Below are 24,131 nucleotides of genomic sequence, written 5' to 3' on the forward strand. Positions count from 1 at the left end.
AAGGCTTTTGAGATGACCACCGAACGCGACACCCCGGATACCTGCGAACAACTGCTGCTGGATAATCAGGCCTGTTTCGCCCTGCACTCGACTTCGCTGCTGATGACCAAGGTCTATAAACCGCTGTTGCAAGCGCTGGGCCTGACCTATCCGCAATACCTGGCGATGATGGTGCTGTGGGAACGCGATGGTTTGACCGTGGGTGAAATCAGCACGCGACTGCTGACCGATCCCGGCTCGCTGACGCCGTTGCTCAAGCGCCTGGAGGTCGAAGGGCTGCTCAGCCGCACCCGCAGCCGCGAAGACGAACGCGTGGTGATCGTCGAACTCACCGAACAGGGTCGCGCCTTGCGGGAACAGGCACGGAGCATTCCGCAGTGCATCCTCGGCGCCAGCGGAATGACCGTGGAACGACTGAACAAACTGCAAGCGGAGCTGCAAGTGCTGCGCGGCAATCTGCAGGAAAGCCTCTGATCCCCCAGCCAAAGTAGATCCCCTGTGGGAGCGGGCTTGCTCGCGAATGCGGTGTGACATTCAGCATTGATGTTGACTGACACACCGCATTCGCGAGCAAGCCCGCTCCCACATTCGTTTTGCAGTGTACTGTCGACCTTATTCGCCTCCTCCAAAAATTTTCACCCCTGAAAATCTCACCGAAACCGCTCTAGCTCGGCCCTTCACATCGTCCGCCCACATCCCGGCCAAATCTTTTTCAAAAATTTATATTGCGCGCTAAATACTCGCGCGATACATTCACCTCGCACTTACTTAGCGCACAAACATTTAGCGCAATACAATCAAACCCGAATGAGGCTCACACCATGCAAACTCTCTACACCGCAATCGCAACTTCCACCGGTGGCCGTGATGGTCGTGCTGTTTCCAGCGACAACATCCTCGACGTCAAACTCGCTACCCCGAAAGAACTCGGTGGTGCGGGCGGCGCAGCGACCAATCCTGAGCAATTGTTCGCAGCCGGCTACTCCGCCTGCTTCATCGGCGCCCTGAAGTTCGTTGCCAGCCAGACCAAACGCACCATCCCGAACGACGCCTCGATCACCGCCCATGTCGGCATCGGCCAAATCCCTGGCGGTTTCGGTCTGGACATCGACCTGCACATCAGCCTGCCGGGTCTGGAGCAAGCCGACGCGCAATCCCTGGTCGACGCTGCCCACCAGGTCTGCCCGTACTCCAACGCCACCCGTGGCAACGTCGATGTGCGCCTGCACGTCACCGTCTAACCGCTGAGCCCAAGGCCCGTACAGGAAACGAACATGAACACTTTCAGCAAAGTCTTGACCGGCACCCTTCTCGCCCTGTCCATCGGTAACGCGTTCGCAGGCGACGGTGTTGAACACAACACCCAGGCCTTCCTCGACGTGCTGAATGCCGGCACCGGCAAACCGATGGAGCAACTCACACCGAAAGAAGCCCGCGCCGTGCTGACGGGCGCGCAAGCCTCGGTGAAATTGACACTGCCCAAAGCGGATGTCAGCGAGAAGACCATTCAAGTCGATGGCCAATCGCTGCGCCTGACCATCGTCCGGCCGGCCGGGGTCAAGGGCGAGCTGCCCGTGTTCATGTACTTCCACGGTGGTGGCTGGGTGCTAGGCGACTTCCCGACCCACGAACGATTGATGCGGGATCTGGTAGCGGGTTCGGGGGCGGTGGCTGTGTTCGTCAATTACACCCCGTCACCGGAAGCGCATTACCCGGTAGCGATCAACCAGGCTTACGCCGCGACGAAATGGGTGGCCGAGCACGGTAAAGAGATCAACGTCGACAGCAAGCGCCTGGCCGTGGCCGGCAACAGCGTCGGTGGCAACATGGCGGCAGTGGTTGCGCTGATGGCCAAGGACAAGGGCACGCCGGCGATCAAGTTCCAGGTGCTGCTGTGGCCGGTGACGGACGCCAACTTCGACACTGCGTCTTACAACCAGTTTGCCGAGGGACACTTCCTCACCAAAAACATGATGAAGTGGTTCTGGGACAACTACACCACCGACGCCAACCAGCGTAACGAGATCTACGCCTCGCCGCTGCGGGCAACCACCGCACAGCTGAAGGGCTTGCCACCTGCACTGGTGCAAACGGCGGGCGCCGACGTTCTGCGCGATGAGGGTGAAGCTTATGCTCGCAAGCTTGATGAAGCCGGGGTGCCGGTGACGTCGGTTCGCTACAACGGCATGATCCACGACTACGGTTTGCTCAACGTGGTGAGCCAGGTGCCTGCGGTGCGTTCGGCGATGTTGCAAGCGTCGCAAGAGCTCAAAGAACACCTGAAGTGAAAATCCTGTGGGAGCGAGCCTGCTCGCGAATGCGGTAGGACTGCGAGCATTGATGTCGCCTGACACACCGCTTTCGCGAGCAGGCTCGCTCCCACAAGGGTTCATCGGTGAAGCTGAAATGGCAGGCACAAAAAAGCCCGACTCAATGGTCGGGCTTTTTCATTCCTCAAGCAGTGCTTATTTAGCACGGCCTTTGTAGGAACCGCCTTCGCGGGTATCGATCTCGATCATGTCGCCGATTTCGATGAAGTCAGCAACCGACAGCTCGGTACCGTTCTTCAGTTTGGCAGGCTTCATTACCTTGCCGGAAGTGTCGCCGCGAGCGGAACCTTCGGTGTAGTCAACCTGACGCACGATAGTGGTCGGCAGTTCTACGGAAACCAGACGCTCTTCGAAGAAGATCGCTTCGCAAACATCGGTCATGCCTTCTTCAACGAAAGGCAGAACGGCTTCGATGTCTTCAGCGTTCAGCTCGTACATGGTGTAGTCAGTGGTGTCCATGAACGTGTAGGTGTCGCCGCTGATGAAGGACAGGGTCGCTTCTTTGCGGTCGAGGATTACGTCGTCCAGTTTGTCGTCAGCGCTGTAAACGATCTCGGTCTTGTAACCGGTCAGCAGGTTTTTCAGCTTGGTCTTCATGATCGCGCTGTTACGACCGGATTTGGTGAATTCAGCTTTCTGAACCAGCCAAGGATCGTTTTCGAGACGGATCACGGTACCGGGTTTCAGTTCTTTACCAGTTTTCATTGCGAATATCCGAATTTGGATGGGATTTACAAAAATCTAGGCCGCGTATCATATCCAATTTACATAAAACTGTACCAGCGCCGCGGCAAGATCGGCCTGCAAGGCTTGTTCCAGACACCACGCCTCGGCGTGTTTTTGCAGCTCTGGCCAGTGTTTGCAGGCCTTGCGCCAGTGGTCGGACATATCATGACCGGCATTCCAGGCGTGCCAAAGACCGTTGATCGCCTGGCTGGCAGGCTCGGACAGGCCTTTTGTGTACAGAGCGAGGAACGCATCGAGCTTGTCCAGGTGGATGTCTTCCTCCTGCTGATAGATGTGCCAGAGCATCGGCCGGCCCGCCCATTGGGCGCGAACGAAGGAGTCTTCACCGCGCACCGCGTTGAAATCGCAGCACCAGAGCAGGTGATCGTATTGATCCTGTCGGACGAACGGCAGCACCTGGACGGTCAATCCGTCACGGACATGCAGCGCCCCCGCGATCAATCCTTCAACGCCGAGCCAGCGTTCGACATCGCCGAGAATCCGCCCTTCGGGCACCAGCAAATGCGTGGGCGTCGAATCGGCGGCCAGCACATCCAGCCAACTCGACAAGCCAGCATTCTCATAGGCAAACAGCGAGATCAATTGCGCATTCGGCGCAGGATCAATGCCCAACCCTTGAAGGAATGTTCGCTGAGCCTCGGGACTTTGCTGAAACTGCCGACGTCGCTCCAGCAATCCGCTCTCACGCAACAAACCTCCGGTGCCCGGCTGGAATCCGGGGAAGAAGAAGTACTTCTGCACCGTTTTGTATTTGACCGACGGCAAACCGTGGCAGCCGATCACCCAGTCCTCGGCGCTCAGGTAATCGAGGTTCATCCACAGCGGCGGCTTTACCCGCGCGGCCATGGCGTCCATGTAGGCGCTCGGCAACTGGCAAGCGAATGCGGCGATAACCACGTCCGCCGCGTCGGTGGCCAACCACTCGGTCGACCATTGGCGCACTTCGACACCGGCCTGCCATTGCTGCGCGACATGGGTATCGATCTCGGGACACAGACGTTCGAAGGCGCGCAGGTCATCGACCCACAAGCGCACTTCCAGCCCATGGTCGGCCACCAGTTGGCGAGCCAGGCGCCAGGTCACGCCGATGTCGCCGAAGTTGTCGACCACGGTGCAAAAAATATCCCAGCGCCGGCGGTTTTTCGCTTGAGGCAGTTCAGGCATTCCAGGTTCCCGTTGGCAAAGGCACCGATTGTCCGCATAAATTACCTCGTGCAGAAGAGCCGACGGCGATTAATCTTCGTGCGACAATCGCCACTCGCCCGCGACCATCCGCCAGGAGGCAGTCATGCCCTACCGTCCCAATCCGCGCCGCCCGTTGCCGATCCAGCTCAGCGCCCTGCAATTGACCGGCAGCGTTGCTCTCGGTTTGTGGCTGGGATTTGTCGCCATCGCGCTGACCTGCTGGCTTGTCTCGGCGGTGTTTTTCAAAGAACAACTGGCACCGGTCGCCGCCGCGGTGGAGCAACTGGCCAAGCCGCCGGTGGTCGAACAGCCGAGACCGGATATTCCACCGCAGAGCCCGTTGTTCGAACAATACGAAGAGAACCTGCGCAAGGACGAGCAGCAAGCGCGCATGGATCAGGCCCGTAGCAGCAGCCGCAATCTGTCCAATCCGAAATGCCAGTTCTGGTTGCAGCAGGACCATACCGCGCCGAGCGAAAAAAGCCGCGCCAATGTCCTGCAATTCTGCGACTGATCATGAACAAACAGACCGTCCACCAATTGATTCTCGACAAGCTGCGGATCGATCTCGACATCGCCGAGCGTGCCGCGCAAACCGCCTACGAAACCGCGACACACGAAGAAAACATCGCCGAAAACAAATACGACACCCTGGGGCTGGAGGCGTCCTATCTGGCAGCCGGCCAGGCCAAACGGGTCGAGGAAATCCGCCAGTCACTGACGTTGTGCCAGAACCTGGCCTTGCGCCCTTATGACGATCAGCGTGGCATCGAAGTCGGCGCACTGCTCGGCCTGGAAGACGAGAAGGGTCGTGAGCAATGGCTGTTTCTGGCCCCCGATGCAGCCGGCCTGAAGGTCGATCTGGTGGGACAACTGATCACCGTCATCACCCCACGCTCGCCGCTGGGCAAAAGCCTGCTGGGCAAGTTCGAAGGGGATGAAGTGGAGATTCTGGTGGCGGGTGCTCGGCAACAGTTTTCTGTCACCGAGGTGGTATAGAAAGGGAGATTAATGGACCGGCAGTTCGACGCCGTCGAACAGTTCTTCCAGTTCCTGTTTGTTGTGACACTGAATGGCTTTGGCCATCACTTCGCGGGTCAGGTGCGGGGCGAACTTCTCGATGAAGTCGCACATGAAACCACGCAGGAAGGTGCCGCGACGGAAACCGATCTTGGTGATGCTGGATTCGAACAAATCGCTCGCGTCGAGCATGACCAGATCGCTGTCGAGTTTGGCATCGACCGCCATTTTCGCCACGATGCCCACGCCCAGTCCCAAACGAACGTAAGTCTTGATCACGTCGGCGTCGGCGGCGGTAAACACCACTTTCGGCGTCAGGCCACGATGGCTGAACGCTTCGTCGAGCTTCGAACGGCCGGTGAAACCGAACACGTACGTCACGATCGGGTATTCGGCCAGGGCCTCGAGGGTCAGCTTCGACAGCTTGGTCAATGGATGACCTTGTGGCACGACGACACAGCGGTTCCAGCGGTAGCACGGCATCATCACCAGGTCGCCGAACAACTCCAGCGCTTCGGTGGCAATGGCGAAATCCACGGTGCCGTCAGCGGCCATTTCAGCGATCTGCATCGGCGAACCCTGGTGCATGTGCAGGGCAACGTCCGGGTATTGCTTGATGAAGGTGCTGATCACCGGAGGCAACGCATAACGTGCCTGGGTGTGGGTGGTGGCGATCGACAGGGTGCCCTTCTTCTCGTTGGAGAATTCCTGGGCGATCTGCTTGATGCTTTCAACCTTGCGCAGGATTTCGCCGGCGGTGGTGATGATGCGTTCGCCGGCCGGGGTGACACGGGTCAGGTGCTTGCCGCTGCGGGCGAACACCTCGACGCCCAATTCGTCTTCCAGCAGGCGGATCTGTTTACTGATACCCGGTTGCGAGGTGTAAAGGCTTTGGGCAGTAGCGGAAACGTTGAGGTCGTGGTGCGCCACTTCCCAGATGTAGCGCAGTTGTTGAAGCTTCATATGAATCCCTCAAAGCAGGTAGACGCCACGGGCATCAGCGACGGTATATAACTATATTAATGGCTTGAAGAATAAATCTAGAACTTTTTTGTCAAATTGCCACTATTTGTGTTCTAGCGATCTTCCTGGCGGCGACGCTCTACCAGCGGCACCAGATAGACCGGCACCCGCGACAGCTGCAACACGCGCGCGGCAGTCCTGCCCAAGGGCGTTTCCGCGCCGGCACCATGGCTATGACTACCTACGATCAGCAAATCCACAGAGAGTTTCTGCGCCTGGTCGAGAATCACCTGCGACGGATCCCCCTGAAGGACGCGCACCGCGCGGATTCGCGCCAGGTCCTGCTCCCCTTCATCCCCCAGCTCTTCGCGAAAACTGTCGAGCACCCGCTGCTCGATATTGGCAATGACAGTACTCAGGCCCTGACTGTGAAATTCGTTCAAGGCCTGTTCATCGAGATAACTTTGAAGCACCGATTCGGCAAACAGCCCCATGGGCTCAACCGCGTGGACCACATACAAGTCGGCATTGAATGTCCGCGCCAGAGCCAAGGCATGTTGCATCACCAACGGTGCATATAGGCCAAGGTCAGTGGCATACAGCATCGACTGAATCATTAGGATCTCCTCGCAAGCCAACATGGCGGAGATTTGATTCAGCTTAGCAGTGCCTTGGCGAGTACGACGCTCTGCGTAACGCGTTGAACGGTGGGCTTAAACCTTTTGCTCGTTGCTTATGCCGTGCGGTACGTGACCGGTGGCGACGACTTCGCGGGCCAATTCGCAATGACCGGCCTGATCGTCGAAAAACACATCGGCGGCGAACGCTTCAAGAAACGCCGATTTGGTCAGGCCACCGAGAAACAGTGATTCGTCCAGGCGAATGTCCCATTCGCGCAATGTACGAATCACGCGCTCATGGGCCGGCGCCGAACGCGCCGTGACCAACGCCGTGCGGATCGGGCAGTCGTCGTCGGGAAACTCACGCTGCAACAGATTGAGAGCCGCCAGAAAGCCTTTGAACGGCCCTCCGCGCAACGGCTCTCGGGCGGCTTCACGCTCGCTGGCCTGAAACGCTTCCAGGCCACCCGACTGGTAGACCCGCTCCGACTCGTCGGAAAACAGCACCGCATCGCCGTCGAAGGCAATCCGCAATTCATCGCTGGCCGCGCGGCTGGCACCGCCCGACAGAATGGTCGCCGCGGCAAAACCGGCCTCCAGTGCGCTGCGTACGTCTTCGGCATGTGTCGACAGAAACAGGTCACAGCCAAAGGCCTTGAGATACGGATAAGGACTGCGCCCGCCGACAAACGCCGCGCGGGAAATCGCCAACCCGTAGTGATGAATCGAGTTAAACACCCGCAACCCGGTGTCGGCGCTGTTGCGCGACACCAGGATCACCTCGACCCGGGCGCGGCCGAGCAGGGTATTGAGGTTGAGGAGTTTCTGCACCAGCGGGAAGGCATCACCGGGTTCGAGGATTTCGTCCTCGTGCTCGATCTGGTATTGCCGGTAAGCCTCGACGCCGCTCGACAGATACACCTTGTGGCTTTCACTCAGGTCGAACAGTGCCCGCGAAGAAATCGCCAGCACCAGTTTGTCGTCGATAGTCTTGGCCATGCCCTTCCCCCCTGATTGATCGACTCAGGTATTGCGTCGATCGATAAAACTCAAACTGCGATACAAGGATTCGATCAACGGCAATTCGCACCCTGCCGCTTTGGCCGCAGCCAGGGGACGCGCGTAAATCGCGGCCAGTTCCAGCGGTCGCTTGTGCAGGAAATCGTGGTACATGCTCGGCCAATAGTCCGGCATTTTTTCGGTCACCATGAACAGATGGTCGGCGTAACCGGCCGGTACGTCGTGACCACAGGCGATTGCGCCCTGCACCACTTCGGCCATCAATGCCTTGATCAGTTCCCGGCTGTCTGCGTCGGCCATCAATGGCGTGGTGCTGGCCCCCAACAGAACCGACAGACCGTTGTACGGAACATTCCAGACCAGTTTTTGCCAACGTGCCTGGTGCAGGTTCGGCATGGCCTGGGAATCGATGCCGGCGCTGCGGAACAGCCCCGCACCCTCTTCTACAATCGCCATGCGCGCCGCTTCATCAGCCGCGGGACCACTGTGGTAGCCGATGTTGACGGCGCCGAGTGCCTGATGGGTAATTTCCCCTGGGCCGGTGCGATGGACACAGATAAAACACAGCCCGCCGAGCAGGTGCAAAGCGTCAGGAAGCAACTCGCGCAGGCTGTCTTCGACGTCCAGCCCATTCTGCAATACCAGCACTTTGGCGTTCGGAGCCGCCGCCTGAATGATGGCGGGGGCCAGGTCGGCATTACTGGTGGTTTTGGCACCGACCAGCAACCAGTCGCAGGCGGGCATATCTTCCGCCGATGAATAGGCCTGAACCGGGTTCAACGTCAGCGCGCCATGCGCCGCGCTGTCGAGTCGCAACCCGCGCTCGGCCACCGCTGAAAATTCACTGCGCAGCAAGAAGTGCACATCGAAGCCGGCACGCGCCAGCATCATCCCGTAGAACCCGCCGATTGCGCCGGTCCCGATCACACCGATTGTCGGCCTGGTCACTGCCCCCATCATGGCAACTCCTCTGCTGTTTTTATCAGCGCCCGACCGACCGCTTCATTGAGTTCGGTACTGGTCAGGCGCGATTTTAATGCCCCGAAGAACTCACCGTCGCGTATGACAAACAGCGCCGGCAAATGAAAAACCTGATAACGCTCGACCACCCCGCCATTGTTCCCGGCATCGATCCAGCACAGTCGATCGACTGTCAGATCGAGCCTTGGCAATTGCTCACGGGCAAATCGGCAACTGGCGCAGCCGACACTGGTGAAAATCACCAGGGAAACGCCACGCATTGCCAGCAGCCGTTGGTCGGCATCGAAATCGGTCAGTTCCAATTCGACCACTATACTGGGGGAAACAATGTCAGATGGCCGACACAGGGAGTCCGTGTTCATGGGACGTTTTATTCCTCATCCTGACGATGTGCCCGTCGAATTAACGTTGCTCACGCATGAGTGCATCTCGCGACAGCGCTTGCACACTATCAGCCTCGGGGGCATGGCTTGCAATTATCACCGGGCCTGGCGCCATGGCACGGCGCTCGAAGTGCGCATGCCGAGCCTTAACCCCGATTTGCGCTATCTGGGCTATGTGGCCTGGTGCCTGCGGCGCAAACGCGGCTACCTGGTGGGCATCGCTTTTGTCGACGAGCAGATGCTGTTCAGTGCCCGCATGGGCGAGCAAGTGTGCCAGATCGAACGCTATTGCCGCCTGCATGACGCGCACGACGACTTGCAGGGTATTCAGGCGCTGGCCCTCGAATGGGTCCAGGCGCATGCCGACGAGTTCTCTCACGACACCGTGCGCAAGGCATTTGCACAGGCTGTGCTGGATTAAACAGGCGTGTGCCCATTGTCGAGCAGGCGCCTAACGCGCTAAGGTTCGGGTCCCCGACGCGCTTAATTTGCTGTGCTCCGCCGCGCGGGTTCGCTGGCGGCCGGCACCCGTGACCTGACGAGTAAACGATGGCTGATTTACCGATCAACGACCTAAACGTCGCCTCCAACGAGACGCTGATCACTCCTGATCAGCTCAAGCGTGACATCCCCCTGAGCGACGCCGCCCTGCGCACCGTCACCAAGGGCCGCGAAGTCATTCGCAATATCCTGGATGGCACCGACCACCGCCTGTTCGTCGTCATCGGGCCTTGCTCGATCCACGACATCAAGGCTGCCCACGAATACGCCGAGCGCCTGAAGACGCTCGCCGCGGAAGTGTCCGATACCCTGTATCTGGTCATGCGTGTGTATTTCGAGAAGCCGCGCACCACCGTCGGCTGGAAAGGCTTGATCAACGACCCGTACCTGGACGACTCGTTCAAGATTCAGGACGGTTTGCACATCGGCCGTCAGTTGCTGCTGGATCTGGCCGAAATGGGCCTGCCGACCGCAACCGAAGCCCTCGACCCGATCTCCCCGCAGTATCTGCAGGACCTGATCAGCTGGTCGGCCATCGGCGCGCGTACCACTGAATCCCAGACTCACCGCGAAATGGCTTCCGGCCTGTCCTCGGCCGTCGGCTTCAAGAACGGCACCGACGGCGGCCTGACCGTGGCGATCAACGCCCTGCAATCGGTTTCCAGCCCGCACCGCTTCCTGGGCATCAACCAGGAAGGTGGCGTGTCGATCGTCACCACCAAGGGCAACGCCTACGGCCACGTAGTGCTGCGCGGTGGCAACGGCAAGCCGAACTATGATTCGGTCAGCGTCGCGCTCTGCGAGCAAGCGCTGAACAAGGCGAAGATCAAGCCGAACATCATGGTCGATTGCAGCCACGCCAACTCCAACAAGGACCCGGCTCTGCAACCGCTGGTGATGGAGAACGTCGCCAACCAGATTCTCGAAGGCAATCAGTCGATCATCGGCCTGATGGTCGAGAGCCACCTGAACTGGGGCTGCCAGGCCATCCCGAAAGACCTCGCCGACCTGCAATACGGCGTGTCGATCACCGACGCCTGCATCGATTGGTCCGCCACCGAAAACACCTTGCGCAGCATGCATGCCAAGCTCAAGGACGTGCTGCCCAAACGCGATCGCACCTGATCACCGTTATAGCGCACACAAAAACGCCAGGCTTAAACCTGGCGTTTTTTTATGCGTTCGTTTTGGTCACAGCTTGGCGGCGTGCCGCTGGTGACGCTCCATGTAGCGCTCAACGTAGGAGCACGATGGGATGACGGTGTAACCCATTTCATCAGCGTACTCCAACGCCTTCTCGGTCAATGCCGCAGCGATGCCGCGTCCCCGTAGAGCGTTGGGCACGAAGGTGCGATAGATATCCAGGGTCTGTTTTCCCAGATCCATATAGGTCAGGTAGGCACGATGACCGTCCACATTGGTCTCGAACTGATGACCAGCCTGGTCATGGTGGATGGACAACGCCTCGCTCATCACTACTCCTCGCGGGTCTTGAATTCTGACCCCTACCTTACCGATGTTTTTCCGGCGAAGGAACATCTACGCCACCCCGTGCCAATGGACACCGAGAAGAACAGCACCGATCTCGCGCAACCGAGCACGTATCAAATAGTAGGCACCATTGGCGAAAATGCTCAAGGTGCGCTCGTCATCATGCTCAGCCAGCGGGTGCTGCTCCGGGTACGCAGGGACGGCTCGACCGACGGTCTTTACGGGTCGCAAGCCTGAACATTGCCGGATATTGAGACATAAGACGAATCCGCCCTCTTAAAGTCACCTCTAGATGGATAAAGATTATGAGAGCCACTGCGCAAAATTCGAACAGAAGTATGGACGAACTCATTTAGCCAGACTTTAGCCAAGACTGAAAAAAAACCCCGTGAGTGCGCGGAACTTTTTTTGGGCGGCTCGCTCATCTCGGGCCTCGCAGCTGGATATTTTTTAAACAATGCAGTTAAAAGTTGCTCGAAAAAGAATCAACGCCTACAATTTTTTTTGCTTCTTGCTTTACGTCAGTTTACTTACGAGTAGTAATGAGTAGTATGTACGCCGGCTATTTCCTCACTCTGAGGAGACAGCTAACTTAATAGAAAGTCCTTGAAGGGGAACACGATGAACAACGTTCTGAAATTCTCTGCTCTGGCTCTGGCCGCAGTTCTGGCTACCGGTTGCAGCAGCGCATCGAAAGAAACCGAAGCACGTCTGACCGCTACTGAAGACGCAGCTGCTCGCTCCCAGGCTCGTGCAGACGAAGCTTACCGTAAAGCTGATGAAGCTCTGGCTGCTGCTCAAAAAGCACAACAGACTGCTGACGAAGCTAACGAGCGTGCTCTGCGCATGCTGGACAAAGCTAGCCGCAAGTAATAATCCCTCGGGATTGTTATCAAGCCGACCCATTTTTTGGGTCGGCTTTTTTATTGCCTGGTGTTTCCTGCCGGATCGAGTAGGAGGCGGGGTTGCCCCCGCCGTCCTCTCACACCACCGTACATACGGTTCCGTATACGGCGGTTCCTGCCTACTGACAAACAACGTCAGCGAGCTTGGTTCCGTTGATGTGTCGCCTGCGGTATCTAAGCGCCCAGACCGGCCCTCGGAGCTTCCGGCTCCTACCTCCTGATGGTCTCGACCCCCGCTACGCGGAGTTTCTGCTTTACGCCCCAACAGAGATCACACCCGACTATCCACTCATGGCAGGTTCAGCCCTTCATTACTCCGGTTTCGAGCAACTACTACGGCCTCTGCTGACTTCTGTCGCCCATCCCGTCATCTCGCGACGCCGGTAGCACGTGGCAGGCTAAACAGATCTCCCAGGGTAATTCGCGCGACCTTCCTGCTTATGCCTGTCGGATCTACGTCACAGCATTCCGTGCAAGTATTGGGCTTTGAAGATATTGGCCTTCTTACCCCGCTGCACCGCCTAATCCGCTTCCTGTTCGTCAGGCCAGCATTTTGCCTCGGGCTTCCTTCAGATTCGCAGTCACCCGCGACACCCTTGCCTCTGGCTAACACTTCCCCTTGCCGGGTGTGTAGAGGACTTTCACCTCCAAGTCACCAGCGTGGCCACCACAGCCAAGCTGGTTGCGCTTACGCGCAACGCGCCATGCCTGGCGCACCAATAAAAAACCCGTCGACGCGGTGTGCGTCGACGAGTTGTTTTCAAGCCTTACTGCAATGGATCGAGCGGTGCACTCGAGACCATCGGCGCAGTCCCATTAGGTACCGCGATTTCCACCGGCAGACCATCTTCAGCGGCGACCACGTCACGCACCACATCCCAGTTCATGCGCAGGTTGTTGGTGATGTCTTCACGCTTGAGCATCGCGTTGATCACCGAGGTGTGCTTGTCGACCACCGACGGGTTGCCATTGTCATCCAGCGGTGTGTGCGCTTCGAGATACACCTTGCCGCCACTCACGCCAAATTTGTACGGATCGTTGATGATCCGTACCGACGTGCCGACCGGCACCATGCCCGCCATTTCCAGCACGTTATTGTTGAACATGCGGAAGCAGCCGTGGCTGGTGCGCATGCCAATGCCGAATTTCTTGTTCGAACCGTGAATCAGGTAGCCCGGAGTGCCCAGGCTGAACTTGAACGGCCCCAGAGGGTTGTCCGGGCCGGCTGGCACCACATTCGGCAACGGATCCCCATCGGCGGCGTGCTCGGCCTTGATCGACGCTGGAGGGGTCCAGGTCGGGTTAGGCGTTTTCGCGGTGATGGTGGTGTGGGCGATTGGCGAACCCCAACCTTCGCGACCAATCCCCAGCGGGAACGTGTACACCACGTTCTTGCCTTTGGGGTAGTAGTAGAGGCGGTATTCAGCCAGGTTGATCACGATGCCTTCGCGCGGACCCGGCGGCAGGATGAAACGGGTCGGCAGAATGACTTCAGTGCCGGCGCCCGGCAACCATGCATCGACACCCGGGTTGGCCGCGATCATTTCCGTGTAGCCCAGGTCGTAAGCGGTACCAAGGTCGGCGAAGGTATCTTCGTACTTGGCCTTGATCACCTGTACCTGGCCGATGATGTCTTCACCGGGCGGTGGCAGGGGAAACTCCAATGCTGCAACTGGACCGGCCATACAAAGGGCGGCAAGAGACAGGCAGCGGGTGACGGCAGGAAAACGCGGCAACATCCGGAAAGTCCTTCGCATGATCGACAAGGGTATAAAAACGCGATTGTACACCGCCGCCCGGAATTTCGGGGAGTTGGCCGATAGCACGCTATCTTTTAGGCGTTAGAGCTCGAAACGCAGCTCTGGCCAGATCGGCGAGGTGCCGCGCTTTTGTGATTCCAGGATGGCCCGGCACAGCGAGCACAGGCGTTGGTCCTGGAACACCCGACGCTCCACACTCGACCAGCGTGGTTGTGCCGGCAGCAGGCTGCCGCACAAGGTTCGGTCCGCCGAGCCGCCCAGTTCCAGTTGACGGGTTACCAGATGCACCCGCACTTCCTGGCAGGCGAACAGATCCAGCTGTTCGTCAGGCTCGATCAGTTGGTAGGCAAAAAGTGACCAGGCAGGACGCGGCATCGGGGGCTCCAAATCGGGGGCCGCCACCTTAGCCGAAAGCCTGCGCCTAGAAAAGGGTCATAACAGCGGTTTTAGCGTAGGCCAGACATTATCCAGCAACTTGTCCTGAGCCCCGGCCGCCGGGTGTATGCCGTCAGCCTGCATCAAGTCCGGATGACCGCCGACGCCGTCGAGGAAAAACGGCACCAGCGCGATGTTTTTCTCGGCGGCCAGCGTGCTGTAGACCTTGGCAAAGGCTTCGGTGTAACGAACGCCATAATTGGGGGGCAGTTGCATGCCCAATAGCAGAACCTTGGCACCGCTTGCGCGAGAGCTGTCGATCATTGCCGCAAGGTTTTGTTGCAATTGAGTCGGAAGCAATCCACGCAGCCCGTCATTGCCACCCAACTCGAGGATGACGAGTTCCGGTTTATGCTCTGCAAGCAGCGCAGGCAGGCGCGCCTGGCCTCCGGCACTGGTGTCGCCACTGATGGAGGCGTTGACCACTTTATCGTCGAAACCTTCGTGCTTGAGCCGTTGTTCGAGCAGTGAGACCCACCCCAGCCGGGTATCCAGTCCGAAACCCGCGCTGATACTATCGCCAACGATCAGGACAGTACCCGCCGCTGCGTTCTGGGCCATGCACATCAAGGCCAGGCCAGCACTCAAAAACCACACACGCATCGGATTCTCCATGGGCGCAAGCATTCTCACCGCGAAGAACCTCAGCAAAGTGGTTCCCAGCGCGGAAGGTGAACTGACTATCCTGCACGAACTCAGCCTGGAACTGAACAAGGGCGACAGCCTGGCCATCGTCGGCGCGTCCGGTTCCGGCAAATCCACCCTCCTCGGCCTGCTCGCCGGGCTCGACCTGCCCAGCAGCGGCGAAGTCACGCTGGCCGGGCAAGGGCTGAGCACCCTCGATGAAGATCAACGCGCGCGCATTCGGGCCGAGCATGTCGGTTTTGTGTTCCAGTCCTTTCAGTTGCTCGACAGCCTCAACGCCCTGGAAAACGTCATGTTGCCGCTGGAACTCGATGGCCGCAAAGACGCTCGCGAGCGTGCCACCGAGTTGCTGCAACGGGTCGGCCTGGGCCAGCGCCTGACCCATTCACCGCGCCAGCTCTCGGGGGGTGAACAGCAACGTGTAGCGATTGCCCGGGCGTTTGCCGCCGAACCCGACGTGCTGTTCGCCGATGAACCGACCGGCAACCTCGACAGCCACACCGGGGAGCGCATCAGCGACCTGTTGTTCGAACTCAATCAGGAACGCGGCACGACGCTGGTACTGGTGACCCACGACGAACGCCTGGCACATCGCTGCCGGCGCCTGATCCGCCTTGAAGCCGGCCTGCTGGTCGCCCCACTGGAGCCTTGATGGCACGCCTGCCGCTGTTGCGCCTGTTCAGTCTTGCCATCCGCCAACTGCTGCGCGATGCCCGCGCCGGTGAATTGCGCGTGCTGTTCTTCGCCTTGCTGGTGGCTGTGGCGGCGAGTACCGCCATCGGCTACTTCGGTGCCCGCCTGAACGGCGCCATGATGTTGCGCGCCACCGAGTTTCTTGGCGCCGACCTGTTGCTCGAAGGCAGCTCACCGGCGCGACCCGAACAGATCAAAAGCGGCACGGAACTGGGGCTTGAACACGCTCAAGTGGTGGAGTTCTCCAGCGTCATCGCCACCGATAACGGCATTCAACTGTCCAGCATCAAAGCGGCTGACGCGGTCTATCCACTGCGCGGCGAACTGAAAAGTGCCCCGGCGCCTTTTGCCCCGGAAGAACCCGGCGGCGGACCGAAACCCGGAGAGGCCTGGGTCGAGGCACGACTGCTGACGGCGCTGGATCTGAAGATCGGCGACAGCATCGACGTCGGCATGAAAACCCTGAAACTGGCGCGCGTCCTGACCTACGAACCCGACCGGGCCGGCAACTTCTATAGCCTCACGCCACGGGTGCTGATCAACCTCCGCGACCTCGCCGCCACCGGCGTGGTGCAACCCGGAAGTCGGGTCAGTTACCGCGAATTGTGGCGCGGCAAAGCCGAGGCACTGGAAACCTATCGCCAACTGATCAAGCCAGGCCTGGCCGCCAACCAGCGCCTGCAGGATGCCCGCGACGGCAATCGGCAAATTGGCGGCGCGCTGGGCAAGGCAGAGCGTTACCTGAACATGGCGAGCCTGGTCGCGGTCCTGTTGTCCGGCGTGGCGGTAGCGCTGTCGGCCACGCGCTTCGCCACGCGCCGCTTCGATGCCAGTGCGCTGCTGCGCTGTCTGGGCCTGTCACGCCGGGAAACCATGGTGTTGTTCAGTTTGCAGCTGGCGGTCCTCGGGTTGCTCGCCAGCCTCAGTGGCGCCCTCCTCGGCTGGCTGGCACAGCTTGGATTATTCGCGCTGCTGCATGATTTGCTGCCGACCGATGTACCGCCCGGTGGCCTGCTGCCGGCCATCGCCGGGATCGGCACCGGGTTGGTGGCACTGGCCGGATTCGCCCTGCCACCGCTGGCCGCGCTCGGTCGCGTGCCACCCTTGCGCGTGTTGCGCCGGGACATGTTGCCGATTCCGTCCAGCACCTGGATGGTCTATGGCGCCGCCCTCGGCGCGCTCGGCCTGATCATGTGGCGCCTGAGCCTCGACCTGGTGCTGACCTTCGCCTTGCTCGGCGGGGGCGTGATCGCCGCGCTGGTGCTCGGTGGCTTGCTCTTGCTGCTGCTCAAAAGCCTGCGTCGGCTGCTGGCCCGCGCTTCGCTGCCCTGGCGCCTCGGGCTGGGCCAACTGCTGCGCCATCCACTGGCCGCAGCGGGACAAGCCTTGGCCTTCGGCCTGATTCTGCTGTCCATGGCGCTGATCGCATTGCTCAGGGGCGAACTGCTGGACACCTGGCAGAACCAGTTGCCGAAAAACGCACCGAATTATTTTGCGCTGAACATTCTGCCGGCGGACAAACAGGCCTTTACCGATCGCCTGATTCAACTGTCGGCGCAGTCCGCACCGCTCTACCCGGTGGTGCCGGGTCGACTGATCAGCATCAATGGCGAGCCGGTGCAGGACATCGTCAGCAAGGATTCGGCGGGGGATCGAGCGATCCAGCGCGACCTTAGCCTGACATGGGCGGCGGACTTGCCGGCGGGCAACAAACTCACGGCGGGCAACTGGTGGACCGAGCAAACACCGGACGAGGTTCCCGGTGTGTCGGTTGAAGGCAAAGTGGCCGAAAGCCTGAAGCTCAAGCTCGGCGATCACCTGGTGTTTACCGTCGGCGGAGTCAATCGTGAAGCGAAGGTCACCAGCCTGCGAGAGATCAACTGGGACAACTTCCAACCGAATTTCTTCATGATCTTCCAGCCCGGCACCTTGAAAGATTTGCCGGCGACTTACCTGACCAGTTTCTATCTGGCGGCCGGACACGATCAGCAGATTGTCGATCTCTCCCGCAGCTTCCCGGCAGTAACCATTCTGCAAGTCGAAGCCTTGCTGGAACAGCTGCGCAGCATCCTCGCCCAGGTCACGCTGGCGGTGGAATATGTGCTGTTGTTTGTACTCGCGGCGGGGATGGCGGTGTTGTTTTCCGGCCTGCAAGCGACACTCGATGAACGCATTCGCCAAGGCGCCCTGTTGCGCGCGCTGGGGGCCGAACGGCAGTTGCTGGTGAAGGCCCGGCGGATCGAGTTCGGTTTGCTCGGCGCGGTCAGCGGCTTGTTGGCGGCACTGGGTTCGGAACTGGTGAGCCTGGTGCTTTACCGCTACGCCTTCGACCTGCCGTGGCACCCGCATCCATGGTTGCTCGTGCTGCCGGTGATCGGCGCGGTGCTGATTGGCGGCGCCGGGGTGTTCGGTACGCGTCGTGCGTTGAACGCCAGCCCCCTGACAGTGTTGCGCGAGGGTTGATAGACTCGAACCTTGCCCATTACAAGAAGTAGCCATGAGCCGTTATCGTCCACCCCGCCCCGCTGGCACCGCGCTGATCACCCCCGAAGGTGAAGCGCGGATGCGGGCCGAGTTTCATGAACTTTGGCATGTACGGCGACCGCAGGTAACGCAGTCGGTGAGCGAGGCTGCGGCGCAGGGTGATCGTTCCGAGAACGCGGAATACACCTACGGCAAAAAAATGCTGCGCGAAATCGACAGCCGTGTGCGCTTTCTCACCAAACGGCTTGAAGCGTTGAAGGTGGTCAGCGAAAAGCCCAGCGATCCGAACAAGGTCTATTTCGGCGCTTGGGTCACGATTGAAGACGAAGACGGCAAAGAGTCGCGCTATCGCATTGTCGGCCCGGATGAGCTGGACCTGAAACTGGGGCTGATCAGCATCGATTCACCCCTCGCCCGGGCGCTGATCGGCAAGGCGCTGGACGCCGAAGTTCGGGTCCAGACGCCGACCGGTGAGCAATGCGTGTACATCGTGGCGATTGAGTATCCGTAAACCTTAGCGCCGGGTTATCAGGCCTTGTCGGGCAACGCGGGTCAGTTGTTTGATCACTTCTGGCGCGTCTTCGAGGCTCGGTGATTGAATCACCGCCAGGTCAAAGCTGTCGCTGGCAAATCGAGCCAGTGATTCGCCGTCTTCGACAAACTGGATCAGGAAGGCTGCAGGCCCGCCGGTACGACGTGGCCAGCCATCGAGGTAACGCAGCAGCGTCGGCTGATGTTTACCGCCAAGCAGGATTTTTGGATTGCGCTGGGTGAGATGTGCCGTGATCGGCGCGGGACGTACTACGGGGCTAAGTGCGTTCATCAAGTCGTGTCTCTGCCTCAAAATTCTGCATGGCAGGTGAGAGGCAACACCGAACCAGCGCTTTAGCGGTATTTCGAAGCCTGTTTCAAGCTTCTATCGGCAACTGGATGAGTCACCTGGCGCCCCGCAAGTAGCTGTTTAAATCGGCGCATGGGCAACATCCTAGAGAAGCTGACCGGACAGTGTCAAGAATGACGCGCAACAAAAAGGCCCGCGCAATGCGGGCCTTTTCGTTGAGCCAGAGCGGTCAGTCGGTGATGGCGCGGTCCAGCGACAGCTTGCCGGCACCTTCGATCAGTACCGCGATGCTGCCACCGAGCAAGGCCAGGGCGAATTCATAACCGTTGTTGGCCATGAACAGACCGTTATGGATGTGCACCGAGAAAATCGCGACCAGCGAGAGGAAGGTCAGGCCCAGTGCTGCCGGACGTGTCAGCAGACCGATAATCAATGCCAGCCCACCGAAGAACTCGGTACCACCGGCCAGAATCGCCATCAGGTGACCGGGTGCAAGGCCCAGGCTTTCCATGTACTGCGCGGTGCCGGCAATGCCGTAGCCACCAAACATACCGAAGAGTTTCTGCGCGCCATGAGCGGCGAAGATGACCCCGACGACAATCCGTATCGCGGTCAGACCGAAACCGGCGCGGGTAAACAGTACCTTGTTGATCAGTGAGCTCATGCTGTGTCATCCATTGTGAGTGCGTGTTCGTTGGGCGCCATATTAATCGATAAAACAAATGTAAAAAGCGCAATAATTGCGACATAACAATCAGTTTAGTCGATTATTTACGAGAGATCACTTTTTGTCCCTGCGGCTCCAATGACTCCCTCTCACGATCGAACGCCAAGTAATACTTGTTCACGCTATTAACATAGCTGACGGGCCCCATCCCCACCTGCTCCATGGCAATGCGCTCGACCTGGAAGAACCACTGATTGGGATTCAGGCCGCGCCGCCGGGCTTCGGCGCGCATGCCCTGAACCCGCTCCGGGCCAATGTTGTAGGCCGCCAGCACGAACGCCATGCGCTCACGTTCGTTGAGCTTGGGGCTGGCGAAGAACTTGCGGCGGATCATGGCCAGGTACTTGGCCCCGGCCTGGACGTTGGCGTCGAGGTCCTGAATGTTGTTGACCCCCACCCGCTGGGCGGCAGACGGGGTGATTTGCATCAGGCCGGTGGGGCCACCACCGTTGCGGGCGCTGGGTTGCAGAGCCGACTCCTTGAACGCCAACGCCGCCAGGTTCAACCAGTCCATGCCTTGGGCATCGGCGTGCTTCTGCAGCACCGGTCGCAGTTTTTCCAGGCGCTGACGGTCGGCTTTGGCCAGTGGATAGTGCACTTGGTACAGCCGCCGATAAATCCGCAGAAACGCTACGTCCTGGTCCGACGGCTTCTTGTACGTCGTCAAAAAGCGATCAATGCTCGCCCGCAACATTGATGCGTCACGGCGCACAAACCAAAATTCTTCGCCCGGATCACTGATCAACACCTGCTTGTCGAAACGCAATTTTGGCAGGATCTTGCCCCAGCGCTCGGCAATCGGTTGCTCAACGATGGTCAGGTGAAAGATTCCGCCCTGAACCATTTCCAGCACGTCTTCGACGGCCAGACTCGGATCGACCCACTCGATCTTTATCGGTGCCAACTTGTGCAGTGCGAGTTTTGAATTGATCTGGCTCACGGCATCGCCGGCTGCGCTGCCGGTGGGCAACGCCAGGATCTTGCCTGAGAGTTGTTCGACTCGGGTGTAACGCCGCTCGCCCTTGATCCCCACCAGCACCAACGGGATGTTGCTGGCGATCGGTTCGCTGCTGCTGACCGCGTGGCCAGGCTGCAAATCGAGCAACTCCCCGGGCGCGACCAGATCCCCTTCCCCGCGCTGCAAGGCGCCGAGCAGTTGATCCTTGGCTTTGGGGATGATCTTGAGGGTGACTTCCTGACCGTCGCGGGCGTGGCCGTTGAGGTATTGCTCGAAGGCGCGCAAGCGGTGGTATTCGACGCCGATGGCCTGGCCCTGGACTTCGCCGGAGCTGTTGCGGCTTTGATTGACCAGCACCCGCAACACGCGGCTGCTGCGAATCTCCGCCAGGTCGCGCACCTTGGCCGCCGGCACGGCTTGCAGCGGGCCGGCCAGACGTGCGACCGCCGGCATTGGCAGCAGCAACGAACAGCACAGCAGTAGCAAAATCGAGGGACGTGTCATCCACTCTCCGGAAAGAATACTGGGCCGATTTCCAAAAAAAACACGAAATCGAACGTCAGAAACAGAGCGCCATGAGCGCTGGCAAAGTGCGAAAGACTGGCACAGTGATGGCACCTTGACCACCCCGGCCTGTCTCGCGGCATCAAGAGACAGCTTCAACTCGTTGTAGTTCTTGGCTTTTCTTATAAATCTACAGCTCTGATATGCTTTCCGGCCTTTGGTCCGAGGTAGCACCATGCAACTCATCGATATCGGCGTCAACCTGACCAACCCCAGTTTTGCCGACAAACACCAGGCCGTACTCGACCGCGCGTACGCCGCAGGGGTTTGCCAATTGGTCCTGACCGGCACCAGTGTCGAGGGCAGCGAACAGGCCTTGGAACTGTGCCAACAGTTGGACGAAAGCGCTCAACGCCTGTTCGCCACGGCGGGCATTCACCCGCATGCGGCCAGCGACTGGAACGCTGACAGCGCGCAGCGTTTGCGCAGTTTGCTCAAGGAGCCGAACGTGGTGGCCGTGGGCGAATGCGGGCTGGATTTCAATCGTGACTTCTCGCCACGCCCGCAGCAGGAAAAGGTCCTCGAAGAACACCTGGCGATGGCGGTCGAATTGCAGTTGCCGGTGTTTCTGCATGAGCGCGATGCCAGCCAGCGACTGTTGGAAATCCTCCGTGATTACCGTGATCAATTGCCGGCCGCCGTGGTGCACTGCTTCACCGGCGAAAAGAAAGCCCTGTTCAGCTACCTCGACCTGGATTTGCACATCGGCATCACCGGTTGGATCTGCGACGAGCGCCGGGGCACGCATCTGCATCCATTGGTTAAGGAAATCAAACGCGGCCGTTTGATGCTGGAGAGCGATGCGCCTTATCTGCTGCCACGCAGCTTGCGGCCAAAGCCGAAGAATGGGCGCAACGAGCCGGCGTATTTGACTGAAGTGTTGCGGGAAGTGGCGTTGCATCGTGGGGAAAGCGAAGGAGATCTGGCTGATCACACCACTGCCTGCGCACGAGCTTTTTTCGGTCTGCCCACAATCCCCCAATAACCACAACTCAAATGTGGGAGCGGGCTTGCTCGCGAAGGCGGTGTGCCAGTCTATGTAAATCTCGACTGATACGACGCTTTCGCGAGCAAGCCCGCTCCCACATTTGATTTGTGGTGCATATTGACCCATATCAAATTCAGAATCTTCGATAGCGGCACAATGATGGCACCTTGCCAATGCTGTTTCCGCTATCAGAGAAGACCTCCATGGGTGCCTGGCTTAGCAACATTTCGCTGAAATACAAATTCTGGGCGGTCAACGCGGTCGCTTTCTTCACCACCCTGTTGCTGGTGCTGTACGCCGTGCAACTCGAACAACAAGCCCGCAGTCACGCCGCACAAGCGTCCGCCCAGGCACAGGCGCGACTGCTCAGTGCCTGGCCCTCCGGACAACCGCTGCCCAAGGCCGACAACCTCCTGACCTTCGGGCGCGGACAGGCGCCATTGTTGAACGGTCAGCCTCTCCTGGAACTGACCGACAACCACGGCTGGGTCGAGATCAACTCACTGCCGTTGTTCGGCGACAACCCGTTGATGGGGGCAGAGATGTTCACCCGTGCTGACGGCCAGCAAGTCGCGGTGATCGCTTTGGCCCCGAGCCTGAACCAAGTCTTCAGCGAGCGTTTTGCCAACTACGCGGTGGCCGTCTTCATCCTGATGCTGGCGATGTTGGGCGCTTCGCAACTGTTGATCCGCTTCCTGCTGAGTCAGCTCAACACGTTGAAAGATGTGATGCTCCACGTCGAAAAAACCGGTGACCTGTCCGCCCGTGTGCCGCTGGCCGGCAAGGATGAAGTCGGGCAGATGGCCAACGCCTTCAACGCGATGCAGGCCGGTTACCAGCGGGTGGTCAACACCGTTGCCAGCACGGCCCGGCAACTGGATGTCGGTGCCGCGCGCCTGGCTTCGAGCATGAACGAAGTGCGCCACGGCATGCTCGGCCAGCAAAGCGAAACCGATCAGGCCGCCACGGCGATCAATGAAATGACCGCCACCGTCTATCACATCGCCCAGCACGCCGGCGCCACCCGCGACCTCTCGCAAACGGCGGACTCATTGGCGGGCAGTGGGCAGCAGGTGGTCAGTCGCGTGCAAAAGTCGATTGCCGGGTTGTCCAGCGGTGTGCAGCAGACGGCGGAGATGATTCAGCGCCTGGCCGAGGACAGTCAGAAAATCAACGGCGTGGTCGGCGTGATTCACAGCATTGCCGAGCAAACCAACTTGCTGGCCCTGAATGCGGCCATCGAAGCGGCACGGGCGGGTGAAATGGGTCGGGGCTTTGCAGTGGTGGCCGATGAGGTGCGTAACCTGGCCAAGAGTGTGCAGACTTCCACCGACGAGATCACCCTGATGGTCTCCGCCTTGCAGGCCGGGACCCGGGACGCGGTGGACTTCATGCAGGAAAGCTCCTTCAAGGCCGATGACTGCGTGAAGCAGGCTCAAGAAGCTGGCGCCGCGCTGGCCGAAATCACCAGCGCTGTGGCGCAAATGCGTGAAAGCAATACGCAGATTGCGGTGGCGGCCGAGCAGCAAAGTCAGGTGGCGGAGGAGATGAATCGGGCAGTGGTGAGCATTCGTGATGTGACCGAGAACACTGTGCAGCAGACCATTAATTCCGCGACCACCAATCATGAGCTGGCGGCGTTGGCTGGGGAGTTGAGCAAGGCAATCGGGCAGCTCAAACTCTGAGGGCCCCTTCGCGAGCAGGCTCGCTCCCACATTTAATCGCATTCACCTGTAAGAACTCGGTCAACTGTGGGAGCGAGCCTGCTCGCGAAGGCGTCAGCCCGGTCAACATCAATCCCGAACTATCACCCCCATAGCCAACCTCGATTCGCCGACCGCCCTGCCCCCACCTATTCTTCAATCATACGGTCAACACGGATTGAGGAGT

The 24,131-nt window shown here is 59.5% G+C and carries 28 protein-coding genes; 14 read left to right on the forward strand and 14 right to left on the reverse strand.

Annotated features, from left to right (window positions below; translation table 11 throughout):
- Nucleotides 1-12: 12 nt before the first annotated feature.
- From BK660_RS06555 to BK660_RS06570, 3 genes are all read left to right on the forward strand, one after another.
- Nucleotides 13-474 carry a MarR family winged helix-turn-helix transcriptional regulator gene (locus tag BK660_RS06555; RefSeq protein WP_123432636.1) on the forward strand — a complete coding sequence of 154 codons (462 nt, stop codon included), beginning with the start codon at nucleotides 13-15 and terminating at the stop codon, nucleotides 472-474.
- Nucleotides 475-821: 347 nt separating this feature from the next.
- Nucleotides 822-1,241 (forward strand): organic hydroperoxide resistance protein, encoded by a 420-nt coding sequence (locus BK660_RS06565; RefSeq protein ID WP_027925717.1) that lies wholly within the window; start codon nucleotides 822-824, stop codon nucleotides 1,239-1,241.
- A gap of 33 nt (nucleotides 1,242-1,274) precedes the next feature.
- Nucleotides 1,275-2,288 carry an alpha/beta hydrolase gene (locus BK660_RS06570; RefSeq protein WP_123432637.1) on the forward strand — a complete coding sequence of 338 codons (1,014 nt, stop codon included), beginning with the start codon at nucleotides 1,275-1,277 and terminating at the stop codon, nucleotides 2,286-2,288.
- A gap of 177 nt (nucleotides 2,289-2,465) precedes the next feature.
- Here BK660_RS06570 and BK660_RS06580 read toward each other — a convergent pair whose 3' ends face one another.
- Both BK660_RS06580 and earP read right to left on the reverse strand, forming a co-directional pair.
- Nucleotides 2,466-3,035 (reverse strand): elongation factor P, encoded by a 570-nt coding sequence (locus BK660_RS06580; RefSeq protein ID WP_007943632.1) that lies wholly within the window; start codon nucleotides 3,033-3,035, stop codon nucleotides 2,466-2,468.
- A gap of 48 nt (nucleotides 3,036-3,083) precedes the next feature.
- Nucleotides 3,084-4,241 carry an elongation factor P maturation arginine rhamnosyltransferase EarP gene (gene earP, locus BK660_RS06585; RefSeq protein ID WP_123432639.1) on the reverse strand — a complete coding sequence of 386 codons (1,158 nt, stop codon included), beginning with the start codon at nucleotides 4,239-4,241 and terminating at the stop codon, nucleotides 3,084-3,086.
- Nucleotides 4,242-4,365: 124 nt separating this feature from the next.
- Here earP and BK660_RS06590 point away from each other — a divergent pair, with 124 nt between their 5' ends.
- A complete protein-coding gene (locus BK660_RS06590) occupies nucleotides 4,366-4,776 on the forward strand; it encodes a hypothetical protein (RefSeq protein ID WP_123432640.1) in 411 nt (136 codons plus the stop codon).
- Between the two features lie 2 nt (nucleotides 4,777-4,778).
- Nucleotides 4,779-5,261, forward strand: a complete 483-nt coding sequence (locus BK660_RS06595; protein ID WP_123432641.1) for a GreA/GreB family elongation factor — start codon at nucleotides 4,779-4,781, stop codon at nucleotides 5,259-5,261.
- A 9-nt stretch (nucleotides 5,262-5,270) separates the two neighbouring features.
- Here BK660_RS06595 and cysB read toward each other — a convergent pair whose 3' ends face one another.
- The 5 genes from cysB to BK660_RS06620 form a co-directional block, all read right to left on the reverse strand.
- Nucleotides 5,271-6,245: an HTH-type transcriptional regulator CysB gene (gene cysB, locus BK660_RS06600; RefSeq protein ID WP_027925712.1), complete on the reverse strand. Its 975-nt coding sequence runs from the start codon at nucleotides 6,243-6,245 to the stop codon at nucleotides 5,271-5,273.
- Nucleotides 6,246-6,358: 113 nt separating this feature from the next.
- Nucleotides 6,359-6,862, reverse strand: a complete 504-nt coding sequence (locus BK660_RS06605; protein WP_123432642.1) for a universal stress protein — start codon at nucleotides 6,860-6,862, stop codon at nucleotides 6,359-6,361.
- 96 nt (nucleotides 6,863-6,958) lie between these two features.
- A complete protein-coding gene (locus BK660_RS06610) occupies nucleotides 6,959-7,864 on the reverse strand; it encodes a 5'-nucleotidase (protein WP_123432643.1) in 906 nt (301 codons plus the stop codon).
- 24 nt (nucleotides 7,865-7,888) lie between these two features.
- Nucleotides 7,889-8,845 carry a putative 2-dehydropantoate 2-reductase gene (locus BK660_RS06615; protein WP_123432644.1) on the reverse strand — a complete coding sequence of 319 codons (957 nt, stop codon included), beginning with the start codon at nucleotides 8,843-8,845 and terminating at the stop codon, nucleotides 7,889-7,891.
- Nucleotides 8,842-9,228, reverse strand: a complete 387-nt coding sequence (locus BK660_RS06620) for a thioredoxin family protein (RefSeq protein WP_123432645.1) — start codon at nucleotides 9,226-9,228, stop codon at nucleotides 8,842-8,844. Before BK660_RS06620 ends, BK660_RS06615 begins: the two co-directional genes overlap by 4 nt.
- Between BK660_RS06620 and BK660_RS06625 the strand changes: the two genes are divergently transcribed.
- Both BK660_RS06625 and BK660_RS06630 read left to right on the forward strand, forming a co-directional pair.
- Entirely contained in the window at nucleotides 9,227-9,670 is a 444-nt protein-coding gene (locus tag BK660_RS06625; protein WP_123432646.1) for a PilZ domain-containing protein, read from the forward strand. The two genes, BK660_RS06620 and BK660_RS06625, sit on opposite strands and share 2 nt — an antisense overlap.
- A gap of 128 nt (nucleotides 9,671-9,798) precedes the next feature.
- Nucleotides 9,799-10,875, forward strand: coding sequence for a 3-deoxy-7-phosphoheptulonate synthase (locus BK660_RS06630; RefSeq protein ID WP_123432647.1), 1,077 nt, complete (start codon nucleotides 9,799-9,801; stop codon nucleotides 10,873-10,875).
- A 66-nt stretch (nucleotides 10,876-10,941) separates the two neighbouring features.
- On the opposite strand, the gene BK660_RS06635 is transcribed toward BK660_RS06630, so the two are convergent.
- Nucleotides 10,942-11,223, reverse strand: coding sequence for a GNAT family N-acetyltransferase (locus BK660_RS06635; RefSeq protein WP_027925705.1), 282 nt, complete (start codon nucleotides 11,221-11,223; stop codon nucleotides 10,942-10,944).
- Between BK660_RS06635 and BK660_RS32570 the strand changes: the two genes are divergently transcribed.
- Together BK660_RS32570 and oprI are read left to right on the forward strand one after the other, a co-directional pair.
- Entirely contained in the window at nucleotides 11,155-11,478 is a 324-nt protein-coding gene (locus tag BK660_RS32570) for a hypothetical protein (RefSeq protein WP_185045041.1), read from the forward strand. The two genes, BK660_RS06635 and BK660_RS32570, sit on opposite strands and share 69 nt — an antisense overlap.
- 384 nt (nucleotides 11,479-11,862) lie before the next feature.
- Nucleotides 11,863-12,114: an outer membrane lipoprotei OprI gene (oprI, locus tag BK660_RS06640; protein ID WP_003199355.1), complete on the forward strand. Its 252-nt coding sequence runs from the start codon at nucleotides 11,863-11,865 to the stop codon at nucleotides 12,112-12,114.
- Between the two features lie 799 nt (nucleotides 12,115-12,913).
- Here the strand turns inward: oprI and BK660_RS06655 are convergent.
- From BK660_RS06655 to BK660_RS06665, 3 genes are all read right to left on the reverse strand, one after another.
- Nucleotides 12,914-13,885: a L,D-transpeptidase family protein gene (locus tag BK660_RS06655; RefSeq protein WP_123432650.1), complete on the reverse strand. Its 972-nt coding sequence runs from the start codon at nucleotides 13,883-13,885 to the stop codon at nucleotides 12,914-12,916.
- Between the two features lie 102 nt (nucleotides 13,886-13,987).
- Nucleotides 13,988-14,281: a hypothetical protein gene (locus BK660_RS06660; protein ID WP_123432651.1), complete on the reverse strand. Its 294-nt coding sequence runs from the start codon at nucleotides 14,279-14,281 to the stop codon at nucleotides 13,988-13,990.
- A 57-nt stretch (nucleotides 14,282-14,338) separates the two neighbouring features.
- On the reverse strand, nucleotides 14,339-14,944 hold the full coding sequence (locus BK660_RS06665) for an arylesterase (RefSeq protein WP_123432652.1): 606 nt from the start codon (nucleotides 14,942-14,944) through the stop codon (nucleotides 14,339-14,341).
- Between the two features lie 10 nt (nucleotides 14,945-14,954).
- Here BK660_RS06665 and BK660_RS06670 point away from each other — a divergent pair, with 10 nt between their 5' ends.
- From BK660_RS06670 to greB, 3 genes are read left to right on the forward strand one after another with little or no spacing between them, the layout of a single operon-like run.
- Nucleotides 14,955-15,638 carry an ABC transporter ATP-binding protein gene (locus tag BK660_RS06670; RefSeq protein ID WP_007943616.1) on the forward strand — a complete coding sequence of 228 codons (684 nt, stop codon included), beginning with the start codon at nucleotides 14,955-14,957 and terminating at the stop codon, nucleotides 15,636-15,638.
- Entirely contained in the window at nucleotides 15,638-18,142 is a 2,505-nt protein-coding gene (locus BK660_RS06675; RefSeq protein ID WP_123432653.1) for an ABC transporter permease, read from the forward strand. The genes BK660_RS06670 and BK660_RS06675 overlap by 1 nt, the downstream gene beginning before the upstream one ends.
- 34 nt (nucleotides 18,143-18,176) lie before the next feature.
- Nucleotides 18,177-18,674 (forward strand): transcription elongation factor GreB, encoded by a 498-nt coding sequence (greB, locus tag BK660_RS06680; RefSeq protein ID WP_123432654.1) that lies wholly within the window; start codon nucleotides 18,177-18,179, stop codon nucleotides 18,672-18,674.
- 3 nt (nucleotides 18,675-18,677) lie between these two features.
- Here greB and BK660_RS06685 read toward each other — a convergent pair whose 3' ends face one another.
- From BK660_RS06685 to BK660_RS06695, 3 genes are all read right to left on the reverse strand, one after another.
- Nucleotides 18,678-18,986, reverse strand: a complete 309-nt coding sequence (locus BK660_RS06685; RefSeq protein ID WP_027925699.1) for a hypothetical protein — start codon at nucleotides 18,984-18,986, stop codon at nucleotides 18,678-18,680.
- Between the two features lie 247 nt (nucleotides 18,987-19,233).
- On the reverse strand, nucleotides 19,234-19,668 hold the full coding sequence (locus tag BK660_RS06690; protein ID WP_123432655.1) for a DoxX family protein: 435 nt from the start codon (nucleotides 19,666-19,668) through the stop codon (nucleotides 19,234-19,236).
- A 103-nt stretch (nucleotides 19,669-19,771) separates the two neighbouring features.
- The gene (locus BK660_RS06695; RefSeq protein ID WP_123432656.1) at nucleotides 19,772-21,193 is read right to left on the reverse strand and encodes an MltF family protein; all 1,422 of its coding nucleotides are present in this window, start codon (nucleotides 21,191-21,193) and stop codon (nucleotides 19,772-19,774) included.
- A gap of 235 nt (nucleotides 21,194-21,428) precedes the next feature.
- On the opposite strand from BK660_RS06695, the gene BK660_RS06700 reads away from it, so the two are divergent.
- Together BK660_RS06700 and BK660_RS06705 are read left to right on the forward strand one after the other, a co-directional pair.
- Nucleotides 21,429-22,238, forward strand: coding sequence for a TatD family hydrolase (locus tag BK660_RS06700; protein WP_123432657.1), 810 nt, complete (start codon nucleotides 21,429-21,431; stop codon nucleotides 22,236-22,238).
- A 206-nt stretch (nucleotides 22,239-22,444) separates the two neighbouring features.
- Nucleotides 22,445-23,926: a methyl-accepting chemotaxis protein gene (locus tag BK660_RS06705; protein ID WP_123432658.1), complete on the forward strand. Its 1,482-nt coding sequence runs from the start codon at nucleotides 22,445-22,447 to the stop codon at nucleotides 23,924-23,926.
- Nucleotides 23,927-24,131 lie beyond the last annotated feature (205 nt).

The sequence above is a fragment of the Pseudomonas brassicacearum genome (assembly GCF_003732265.1).
Taxonomy (GTDB): domain Bacteria; phylum Pseudomonadota; class Gammaproteobacteria; order Pseudomonadales; family Pseudomonadaceae; genus Aquipseudomonas; species Aquipseudomonas brassicacearum_D.

Excerpts from the sequence above, each read along its gene's own strand:
- BK660_RS06580 (WP_007943632.1), bottom strand. The coding sequence starts at position 3,035 with ATGAAAACTGGTAAAGAACTGAAACCCGGTACCGTGATCCGTCTCGAA.
- BK660_RS06695 (WP_123432656.1), bottom strand. The coding sequence starts at position 21,193 with ATGACACGTCCCTCGATTTTGCTACTGCTGTGCTGTTCGTTGCTGCTG.
- BK660_RS06705 (WP_123432658.1), top strand. The coding sequence starts at position 22,445 with ATGGGTGCCTGGCTTAGCAACATTTCGCTGAAATACAAATTCTGGGCG.
- BK660_RS06570 (WP_123432637.1), top strand. The coding sequence starts at position 1,275 with ATGAACACTTTCAGCAAAGTCTTGACCGGCACCCTTCTCGCCCTGTCC.
- BK660_RS06635 (WP_027925705.1), bottom strand. The coding sequence starts at position 11,223 with ATGAGCGAGGCGTTGTCCATCCACCATGACCAGGCTGGTCATCAGTTC.
- BK660_RS32570 (WP_185045041.1), top strand. The coding sequence starts at position 11,155 with ATGACCGTCCACATTGGTCTCGAACTGATGACCAGCCTGGTCATGGTG.
- BK660_RS06655 (WP_123432650.1), bottom strand. The coding sequence starts at position 13,885 with ATGTTGCCGCGTTTTCCTGCCGTCACCCGCTGCCTGTCTCTTGCCGCC.
- BK660_RS06625 (WP_123432646.1), top strand. The coding sequence starts at position 9,227 with ATGGGACGTTTTATTCCTCATCCTGACGATGTGCCCGTCGAATTAACG.
- oprI (WP_003199355.1), top strand. The coding sequence starts at position 11,863 with ATGAACAACGTTCTGAAATTCTCTGCTCTGGCTCTGGCCGCAGTTCTG.
- greB (WP_123432654.1), top strand. The coding sequence starts at position 18,177 with ATGAGCCGTTATCGTCCACCCCGCCCCGCTGGCACCGCGCTGATCACC.
- BK660_RS06610 (WP_123432643.1), bottom strand. The coding sequence starts at position 7,864 with ATGGCCAAGACTATCGACGACAAACTGGTGCTGGCGATTTCTTCGCGG.
- BK660_RS06630 (WP_123432647.1), top strand. The coding sequence starts at position 9,799 with ATGGCTGATTTACCGATCAACGACCTAAACGTCGCCTCCAACGAGACG.
- BK660_RS06665 (WP_123432652.1), bottom strand. The coding sequence starts at position 14,944 with ATGCGTGTGTGGTTTTTGAGTGCTGGCCTGGCCTTGATGTGCATGGCC.
- BK660_RS06565 (WP_027925717.1), top strand. The coding sequence starts at position 822 with ATGCAAACTCTCTACACCGCAATCGCAACTTCCACCGGTGGCCGTGAT.
- BK660_RS06605 (WP_123432642.1), bottom strand. The coding sequence starts at position 6,862 with ATGATTCAGTCGATGCTGTATGCCACTGACCTTGGCCTATATGCACCG.
- BK660_RS06685 (WP_027925699.1), bottom strand. The coding sequence starts at position 18,986 with ATGAACGCACTTAGCCCCGTAGTACGTCCCGCGCCGATCACGGCACAT.
- BK660_RS06555 (WP_123432636.1), top strand. The coding sequence starts at position 13 with ATGACCACCGAACGCGACACCCCGGATACCTGCGAACAACTGCTGCTG.
- BK660_RS06675 (WP_123432653.1), top strand. The coding sequence starts at position 15,638 with ATGGCACGCCTGCCGCTGTTGCGCCTGTTCAGTCTTGCCATCCGCCAA.
- BK660_RS06590 (WP_123432640.1), top strand. The coding sequence starts at position 4,366 with ATGCCCTACCGTCCCAATCCGCGCCGCCCGTTGCCGATCCAGCTCAGC.
- BK660_RS06670 (WP_007943616.1), top strand. The coding sequence starts at position 14,955 with ATGGGCGCAAGCATTCTCACCGCGAAGAACCTCAGCAAAGTGGTTCCC.
- BK660_RS06620 (WP_123432645.1), bottom strand. The coding sequence starts at position 9,228 with ATGAACACGGACTCCCTGTGTCGGCCATCTGACATTGTTTCCCCCAGT.
- cysB (WP_027925712.1), bottom strand. The coding sequence starts at position 6,245 with ATGAAGCTTCAACAACTGCGCTACATCTGGGAAGTGGCGCACCACGAC.
- BK660_RS06615 (WP_123432644.1), bottom strand. The coding sequence starts at position 8,845 with ATGATGGGGGCAGTGACCAGGCCGACAATCGGTGTGATCGGGACCGGC.
- BK660_RS06595 (WP_123432641.1), top strand. The coding sequence starts at position 4,779 with ATGAACAAACAGACCGTCCACCAATTGATTCTCGACAAGCTGCGGATC.
- BK660_RS06690 (WP_123432655.1), bottom strand. The coding sequence starts at position 19,668 with ATGAGCTCACTGATCAACAAGGTACTGTTTACCCGCGCCGGTTTCGGT.
- earP (WP_123432639.1), bottom strand. The coding sequence starts at position 4,241 with ATGCCTGAACTGCCTCAAGCGAAAAACCGCCGGCGCTGGGATATTTTT.
- BK660_RS06700 (WP_123432657.1), top strand. The coding sequence starts at position 21,429 with ATGCAACTCATCGATATCGGCGTCAACCTGACCAACCCCAGTTTTGCC.
- BK660_RS06660 (WP_123432651.1), bottom strand. The coding sequence starts at position 14,281 with ATGCCGCGTCCTGCCTGGTCACTTTTTGCCTACCAACTGATCGAGCCT.